Genomic DNA, 8,588 nt, shown 5'->3' with positions numbered 1-8,588 from the left:
TTGCCCCTTGTGTGGGGTTGGGTGCTGCGGCCCACTTTTGTACCCACGGGTAAACAACATTCAACGAAGGTTGTTGTGGTAAGGCGTGGCGCTATACCAGATACTTCTGGCGCAATTGGTTGATGTCGGCGTCGGAAAGCCCGATGCCTTGTCGGACGAAGTTGTCGAAAGTACCGTAGTTCTCTTCGATAGCGTCCCACGACATCTTGAGCCACTTTTTGTCTACCGCGTCTTCACGATTGAGGTAAGCGTTGCTGGCAAGGAAGTCCTGCTCGATTGCTTCGTAACTAACTCCCAAGATGGCCAAGAGGAACGCGGCTCCGAGGCCGGTTCGATCCTTGCCCGCGCTGCAGTGGAATACAACGGCACCGTCTTCATATGCGAGTGCTTGGAGAAGATCCTTCCAAGCGGTTCGCGGTGCTTCTCCGGTAATCATCAACTCATAGCCGAGTAATTGGCCGAAATACTTCACTTCATCATCGAAAACCTCTGTATCGCGCGCTTTGATGCTGTCTCCCGCCGCTTCGTAGAACTCGGGCGCGTGGCCGTAGAGCTGCTCGCCAGTAGTTACGACAGGATTCTTCACAAAGCCCAAGCCATTGCGAACATCGATGATGTCCGCTACTTGGTAAGTCACGCCGTCGGGCAAGACGTCTGGGCCTTCGCTGCGCTCTTTAATGTTTCGCAAATCGACGACGCGTGTCACGCCTGCCTGCGTCATGTGGGCAAGATCTTCGTCGCTTGGCTCCCGTAAGGCGTTTGACCTGTATGCGAGGCCTTGGCGGATGTGGCGACCGTCCTCGGTCGTGATTAGGTTGGCGCTACTGCCCGCTACATCGCGGAAGTTGCTGAGTGAGGATAGTGAGCCGGATTCGATAGGGGTTGGAGATCCGGTTGGTGCCGTGGCGGTAGTAGTCTGACCGGTGCCCTGTGTTTCGGTCGCGCTAATCCCTGGTGTGACTGCATTAAACAACGCGGTGTCAGGGCTAGCCAACGCGGGCGATGGGGCAATAGTGCCGAGTGGTAGAAGAAGGGCCGCGGTTAGGGCAGAGACTTTAGCGCGATGATTCGCGCGGCTTAGGTTAGTTGGATTCACGGGTATTGAGGTTAGTGTGCTTCAGGTTTTCGGCAACTTATAAGAAAAGCTCTTTCCTGCATAGTCTTGCCCGCGCACCCGCATAGCCATGCCCGCACAATAGGCCCCACTGGGACGCGGTAAGAACGTAACGGGGGTGCCTGGCTACACTGCTCAGAAAAGTGGCTTCTACCAGCACAAATTAGCCAACGCTAAGCCAAGTTCGAAATATGCCCTAAATATTGCGTAATTTCATAACGTATTTACTTGTTAAATAGGGAACCCTAAGCTAATGTTTCACAGGTAATGATTACCTAAGTAAGTGATTGGGTAACGGCGTCTAAGTGGCGTTTGTTTAACAATCCTACTGTGACCGAAGGGATGCCTTTAAGTGGCGCGTTCTAACTCCGGCCGTATTCGCAATATCGTAGTTGCATCTGTTGCGAGCCTTGGACTTGTTCTTGGTGCATGTTCTACTGATGCCGGTAACGAGGATAAGTCTGCAGCTGCAGGCAACGAGTCTACTATTACCGTTACTGATAATCATGGTGAGCAGACCGTACCTGCCGAGATTGACTCTGTTGTGGCCACGGATAACCGTTCCTTCGAGATGCTCGATCAGTGGGGTATTAAGCTGGCTGCAGCTCCTAAACCGATTATCCCGTTCACGGTTTCCGACTACAAGGACAATCCTGACGTTCAGGACATCGGCAATCACCGCGAGCCGAATCTCGAAATTGTTGCTGCTGCTGACCCGGACCTGATTGTGAACGGTCAGCGTTTCGGCAAGTACTACGATGACCTGAAGAAGCTTGCTCCGAACTCCGCGATTGTGGAGTTTGAGCCGCGCGAGGGCAAGCCGCTGGACGAGGAGCTCAAGCGCCACGCTAAGGGCCTGGGCACCATCTTCGGTAAGGAGAAGGAAGCCGATCAGCTCATCGCAGACTTTGACAAGGCTCTGGAGCGCGCTCGCAAGGCTTACAACCCGGACGTGAAGGTCATGGCGCTGAACTCGTCGGGCGGCACCCTCGGTTACATTGCTCCGACTGTTGGTCGTACCTTCGGCCCGCTGTTCGACCTGATTGGCATGAAGCCGGCGCTGGAGGTCGACAAGGCCAGCGATGACCACCGGGGTGATGAGATTTCCGCCGAGTCCATCGCTGAGGCAAACCCGGACTTCATCATGGTGCTTGACCGCGATGCTGGCACCTCTGTCCGCGGTACCGATGAGTACCGTTCGGCACAGTCTGTGGTCGAGGAAGCCGCTCCGCTGAAGAACGTGAAGGCAGTCAAGGAGGGCAAGATCTACTACGCCCCAGAGGACACTTACACCAACGAGTCCATCATCACGTACACGGAGATTCTGAACGGGCTTGCCGACGCCTTCGAGCAGGCCTAATAGTTCCCTGACCAGTCACAGGAGTACCTCACCAACTCTATGCAGAAGTTACTGGATTCCCGACTAGCCATCGGGATTGCCTTTGTGGCAGTCCTGGTGGCTATGTCGCTGTTTGTAGGCCAATACGACATCCTGGGCGCCGACGACGGCTGGGAGATGTTCGCCACTACGCGTATACCGCGCACCATTGCACTAGTGCTCTCGGGTGCCGCGATGGCGATGTGTGGCCTGGTCATGCAGCTGCTTACGCACAACAAGTTTGTCGAACCAACCACCACGGGAACTACGGAATGGGCTGGTCTTGGCCTGATCTTCGTGATGTATTTCTTCCCCTCGGCGTCGTTGCTCGGCCGGATGAGCGGTGCGATTATCTTCGCTTTCATCGGCACAGCAGTGTTCTTCCTGTTCTTGCGCCGAGTGACTTTGAAGTCGAGCCTGGTCGTGCCCATCGTAGGCATCATGCTGGGCGCGGTAGTCAGTTCGATTTCGACTTTCTTTGCGTTGCAGACAGACATGCTGCAGTCGCTGAGCGTCTGGTTCGCGGGCTCCTTCACTGATATTTATAAAGGGCAGTACGAATTCCTGTGGCTGGTCGTCATTGTGGTCGCGATCGTCTTCGTATTCAGCGATCGGCTGACGGTAGCGGGCCTTGGTGAGGATATCGCGACCAACGTTGGACTGAACTACAAGCGAATCGTGTTCCTGGGCACGGGACTAATCGCGATTGCAACAGGTCTAGTCACAGTAGTGGTGGGCAACCTGCCTTTCCTAGGCCTCGTTGTCCCGAATATCGTCTCCATGTTTCGTGGCGATGACCTGCGCTCCAATTTGCCATGGGTGTGCCTGGTGGGCATTGCCATCGTGACGGTCGCGGACATAATTGGCCGCGTCATTATCGCCCCCTTCGAGATTCCGGTATCGGTGATCCTCGGCATCCTGGGTGCTGCCATTTTCGTCTATCTGATCGTGGAGCGGCGTCGTGCTTAATCTCAGTTCAACTCATACGATGGCCAACCAGGTTGGCCCGCAAACGACGTCGTTTAGCACGGGCGCCGCGGCGCGCAGGTACTGGATCATCATTGCTGTGCTGGTGGGCTTGGCGACGTTGTTTACCGCGGGTCTGCTCGCATGGGACAACCCGTTGCCGTTCGGCACGGAGGGCTTTTGGCTGATTGCGCGTCGGCGCCTTGACGCCGTGATTGCCATGATTGTGGTTGCCTGCTGTCATGCAATTGCGACGGTGGCGTTCCAGTCGATCGCGAATAACCGAATTATTACGCCGTCGATTATGGGCTTTGAAGCGCTGTACGTGGCTATCAGTACCGCCGCGGTCTACTTCCTCGGCGCGACGGGTCTGATGAATGCTGGCTCGGTTGGGGCGTTTGTTCTGCAGCTCGCGCTGATGGTGGGGCTGTCGCTGGTGCTGTACGCGTGGCTGCTGACTGGGCAGGGCGCGGATATGCACAGCATGCTGCTGGTGGGCATCGTCATCGGTGGCGGGTTGGCCTCGGTATCGACGTTTATGCAGCGCATGCTGACACCGTCGGATTTTGACCTTTTGACGGCGCGGCTGTTCGGTTCGGTCAACAACGCTGATCCGGAGTTTTTCCCGGTGGCGATTCCGTTAGTGGTAGTGGCCGTCGTTGTGATTGCGCTGCATTCGCGGGCGCTGAACGTGATGTCGCTAGGCCGTGAGGTTGCGACAAATCTGGGCGTGAACTACCAGGTTCGGTCCATCACCGTGCTGGTTGCGGTGTCCGTGCTGATGGCAGTATCGACGGCTATGGTCGGCCCGATGACATTCCTCGGCTTCCTGGTCGCGACCATTGCGTACCAGGCTGCGGATACCTATGACCATCGTTTTGTGCTGCCGATGGCGGCGCTAATCGGCTACGTCACGCTGGCCAGTGCGTATTTCATCCTCAATCACGTTTTCTATGCCCAGGGCGTGGTGTCCATCATCATCGAGCTGGTTGGCGGTTCGATCTTCCTCTACGTCGTTTTGAAGAAGGGACGGCTATGATTCTCCTCGACAGTGTAAGCAAGAGCTATACCAGCGAGGTGTCAATTGGCCCCGTTGACCTGGAAATTCCAACCAATGCGATTACGGCTCTGATTGGGCCGAATGGTGCGGGCAAGTCCACGCTCTTGACTATGATTGGCCGCCTCCTTGCCGTCGATTCCGGCGACATCAACGTCGGCCCCTACAACGTGGGCAAGACCAAGTCGAAGGATCTGGCGAAGGTGCTGTCGATTCTGCGCCAGGACAACCACTTCGTCACGCGTCTCACCGTGCGCCAGCTGGTCAGTTTCGGCCGCTTCCCGCACAGCCAGGGGCGCCTGACCGCTGAGGACGAGCGCATCATCTCCCAGTACATCGAGTTCCTCAATCTTGAGGCGCTCCAGGGCCGCTACCTCGACGAGCTCTCCGGTGGGCAGCGTCAGCGCGCGTATGTCGCAATGGTGCTCTGTCAGGAGACGGATTACGTGCTTCTCGACGAGCCGTTGAACAACCTGGATATTTCTCATTCGGTCGACATCATGTCGTACCTGCGCACTGCAGTGCGCGAGTTGGGGCGCACCATGGTGGTGGTGTTGCATGACATCAATTTCGCGGCTCGCTACGCCGATTACATCTGTGCGGTCAAGGATGGCCAGATTGTCGAGCACGGCCCAACCGCAGAGCTGATGCGTTCGGAGGTTCTGAGCCCAATCTTCAATACCCAGATTGACATCGTCGAGGGTCCGCACGGACCGGTCGCCTGCTACGGCTCTTAAGGCAATTCCTGGCCGGTCCCACGCAGCCGATACAATCTAGCCTCATGACTATTACTGCTGCCGTTGACGGTTCCGCTCTGCACAACCCCGGACCTGCCGGGTGGTGCTGGTATATCGACGACAGCTGCTGGGCCGCCGGCGGATGGAAAGAGGGAACCAATAACCGCGGCGAGCTCACCGCTCTTGCCGAGCTGCTCCGCGCCACCGCGCACATCCCTGACGAGCCGCTTTTCGTACTGTGTGATTCGCAGTATGTGATTAACTCCGTCACTAAGTGGATGCCGGGATGGAAGCGCAAAGGCTGGAAGAAGCGCGACGGTAAACCTGTCCTCAACGTCGACATTTTACAGGACATCGACCAGCTGCTCGTTGGCCGCAATATTCACCTCGAGTGGGTTAAGGGGCACTCCGGCCACGACATGAACGAGGCCGCTGATCAGCGCGCCCGCGCCGCCGCCACCGCGTATCAGAAGGGCACCGCCGTACCCGAGGGGCCAGGGTTCGCTGGCGCGGGTAGTCGCGCGCAGACGAATGCAGCGCCGACAAAAACTACGTCCGCCGCGCCTAGTTCCGAGCCCAAGACGCCCAAGGCCGCAACCTTCGAGCAGGAAGGCCTCTTTGACCTCGCCGTCGACACCACCGTGACGCCGGAGGACGCCGCCAAGGAAGCGCTCACCGTTTTCCGCCGCGCCGCACATCGCGCTGAACAGGGCAATGCCCGCGCTCTCAAGGCATTGCTTAACGACGCCCTGGGCGACAACTTCGCCGTGCCAGACGGGCTTTCGGATGCCGAGCATGAGCTCCGCGTCGAGGGAACCACCGCTATCGCGCAGTTCACCACTGACGACTGGGTTGGCCTGGCTGTCTGGGATTTGTCCCAGGCAGTGGGGAAGGCCACAGGTTCCGCCCGTTTGCTGGGCTGGAATGTGGGAAGGTCTTAGCAGTAGTATGAAAGTTTGGTCTTTTAGGTAGACCACCAGGCAATCCGGGGTTACTGGTAGCCTGAAAACACATAAATTCTTTTACTCATTACTTATAAGGAGCTCCGACTTCATGGCTGAGCACGAAGGTCCTCGTTCCGGCGAAGGCCGAGGAAATCGCGGAAACCGCGGGTCTAACCGTTCCCATGGTCGTGGCGAGGGCGGCTTTAACGGGCGCAACCGCAACGATCGTCGTGGACAGGGTGGTGGCCCAGGTGGTCGAGGCCGTGGCGGTCGTGGTTACAACCGCGATGACCGTGGTGGTCGCGGTGGCCGCGGTTACGACCGCAATGATCGTAATGAGCGCAACGATCGTGGCGAGCGCAGCTTTGACCGGAACGACCGTGGTGACCGCAATGATCGTCGCGGCCCGGGCGGGCGCGGTGGCCAGGGAGGTCGCAACTTCGACCGTCGTGGTGGCAAGCCACGTCGCTCCAACCGTGGTGGCCGCTTCCAGGATGAGAAGCGTACGCACCGCACCGGTCCGCAGCGCCCAGGCTTCCGCGAGGAGCGCATTGAGGCCCGTAAGAACGAGCCGAAGCTGCCAGATGACATTCGCGCAGACGAGCTCGACCCGAGCGTGCGCCAGGATCTGAAGAGCCTGGCTAAGGACAACGCCGACAAGGTTGCTCGTCACATGATTATGTCCGCAATCCTGATGGCTGAAGACCCGCAGCGTGCCCTGGAGCACGCCCGCGCAGCGAAGGACCGCGCTGGTCGCGTCGGTGTCGTTCGTGAGACCGCTGGTGTTGCCGCTTACCACGCAGGTGAGTGGAAGGAAGCTTTGGCGGAGCTGCGTGCGGCTCGCCGCATCTCCGGTGGCCCGGGCATGCTCGCGGTCATGGCGGACTGTGAGCGCGGCCTCGGCCGCCCAGAGAAGGCCATCGAGCTGGCTCGCTCCGAGGAAGCCAAGCAGCTGGACAACGAGTCCAAGACTGAGCTGGCTATCGTCGCCGCCGGTGCTCGCCGAGATATGGGCCAGATCGATGAGGCTCTGGTTGAGCTGGAGACCCAGGATCTGAACCCGGACCGCGAGGACTTCGAAGCAGCTCGTCTGTTCTACGCCTACGCTGATGCGCTGGTGGAGGCCGGTCGTAAAGATGATGCCAAGGTGTGGTTTACCCGCTGCGCCAAGATCGATGTGGACCAGATGCTCGATGCTCGTGAGCGCATCGAAGAGCTGAGCAAGTAATCAGCCCAGCTGCCGGCTCGCAACATCAGCCACCGCTAACGCACCGCTGGCGCAATCGGGCTGCGCATCTACAATTCGTCGTAAAGCGTTCCTATTTCGTAAAAGGAGAAATGAACCCCCATGGCTTCTGTCGCTTCTTCCTATGATGCCGCTCTGCTGGATCTGGATGGCACGATTTACGAGGGTGGCGCGGCGATTCCGAACGCGCTGGAGGGGCTGACTGAGGCGGCGCTGCCGATGGTGTTTATTACCAACAATGCCTCGCGCGCGCCGCAGACGGTGGCGGATCAGCTCAATGGGCTGGGCTATGACGTTCACGCGGACGATGTGATGACGTCGGCGCAGGCGGCCATTGAGATGGCGGCGGAGGTCATTGAGCCGGGCTCGAACGTTTTTGTGTTGGGTGCGGAGTCGTTTAAGCAGTTGGCTCGTGAGGCGGGGTACAACCTCGTGGATTCCGCTGATGACAACCCTGCGGCGGTGTTCCAGGGGCTCAACCGTGAGATGACGTGGAAGCAGATGTCGGAGGCGGCGCTGGCGGTGTCGCGAGGTGCGCGCTTCCTGGTGTCGAATTTGGATACGACGCTGCCGTCGGAGCGCGGTTTCCTGGTTGGTAATGGTTCGGTCGCTGCGGCGATTTCTACGACCACGGGCGTGGCGCCGCTGTCGGCGGGTAAGCCGAAGCCGCCGATGTTTATTAAGGCGGCGGAGCGTGTGGGCGCGAAGAATCCGCTGGCGATTGGGGATCGCCTCGACACCGACATCGCGGGCGGAAATGCGGCAAAGATGGACACGTTTATGGTGGTCACAGGCGTTTCCACGCATATGGATGTCGTTGCGGCGCCGCCTGAGCACCGCCCGACGCTCATCGGTGCTGACATGACTGCGCTGAATCGTGAGCTGGATCAGGCACGTCCGGCTCCGCAGGCTGGTTTCACCGCGCGTTACGACGACGCGGAGGCCGGTGTCATCGTTCTTTCTGGCGGTGACATGGAAGATCTTCGGTTGGTGAACCCGGCGGAGGCCGCGGTGGCGGCTCTGCTGACGGTCGTAGATGTGGTGTGGAACTCTGAGGCTGGTCGTGCTGGCGCAGTCGAGGTCGCGCAGGTCCGCGCGGAGGGCCCGGCTGCTGAGGCGGCGCTGGCTGCCTGGCGGAAGTGATAG

The 8,588-nt window shown here is 58.9% G+C and carries 8 protein-coding genes; 7 read left to right on the top strand and 1 reads right to left on the bottom strand.

Translation table 11 applies throughout. The annotated features are described in order from the left end of the window. Positions 1-91: 91 nt before the first annotated feature. Positions 92-1,096 (bottom strand): tyrosine-protein phosphatase, encoded by a 1,005-nt coding sequence (locus CRD18_RS04985; protein WP_187406551.1) that lies wholly within the window; start codon positions 1,094-1,096, stop codon positions 92-94. A gap of 370 nt (positions 1,097-1,466) precedes the next feature. On the opposite strand from CRD18_RS04985, the gene CRD18_RS04980 reads away from it, so the two are divergent. The 7 genes from CRD18_RS04980 (at position 1,467) to CRD18_RS04950 (ending at position 8,585) form a co-directional block, all read left to right on the top strand. Then, positions 1,467-2,474, top strand: coding sequence for a siderophore ABC transporter substrate-binding protein (locus CRD18_RS04980; protein ID WP_049171659.1), 1,008 nt, complete (start codon positions 1,467-1,469; stop codon positions 2,472-2,474). Positions 2,475-2,513: 39 nt separating this feature from the next. Then, a complete protein-coding gene (locus tag CRD18_RS04975; RefSeq protein ID WP_187406550.1) occupies positions 2,514-3,461 on the top strand; it encodes an ABC transporter permease in 948 nt (315 codons plus the stop codon). 19 nt (positions 3,462-3,480) lie between these two features. After that, positions 3,481-4,497 carry an iron chelate uptake ABC transporter family permease subunit gene (locus tag CRD18_RS04970; RefSeq protein WP_187406549.1) on the top strand — a complete coding sequence of 339 codons (1,017 nt, stop codon included), beginning with the start codon at positions 3,481-3,483 and terminating at the stop codon, positions 4,495-4,497. After that, positions 4,494-5,252, top strand: coding sequence for an ABC transporter ATP-binding protein (locus CRD18_RS04965; RefSeq protein WP_187406548.1), 759 nt, complete (start codon positions 4,494-4,496; stop codon positions 5,250-5,252). The genes CRD18_RS04970 and CRD18_RS04965 overlap by 4 nt, the downstream gene beginning before the upstream one ends. 44 nt (positions 5,253-5,296) lie before the next feature. Continuing rightward, positions 5,297-6,193 carry an RNase H family protein gene (locus CRD18_RS04960; protein ID WP_187406547.1) on the top strand — a complete coding sequence of 299 codons (897 nt, stop codon included), beginning with the start codon at positions 5,297-5,299 and terminating at the stop codon, positions 6,191-6,193. Positions 6,194-6,305: 112 nt separating this feature from the next. Continuing rightward, the gene (locus CRD18_RS04955) at positions 6,306-7,424 is read left to right on the top strand and encodes a tetratricopeptide repeat protein (protein WP_070653003.1); all 1,119 of its coding nucleotides are present in this window, start codon (positions 6,306-6,308) and stop codon (positions 7,422-7,424) included. A 120-nt stretch (positions 7,425-7,544) separates the two neighbouring features. Continuing rightward, a complete protein-coding gene (locus tag CRD18_RS04950; RefSeq protein ID WP_049193446.1) occupies positions 7,545-8,585 on the top strand; it encodes an HAD-IIA family hydrolase in 1,041 nt (346 codons plus the stop codon). Positions 8,586-8,588: the final 3 nt, after the last annotated feature.

The organism is Corynebacterium sp. LK31, assembly GCF_014335015.1.
GTDB classification, from domain to species: Bacteria; Actinomycetota; Actinomycetes; order Mycobacteriales; family Mycobacteriaceae; genus Corynebacterium; species Corynebacterium jeikeium_D.
This window is presented reverse-complemented; position numbering and strand designations above follow the sequence as displayed.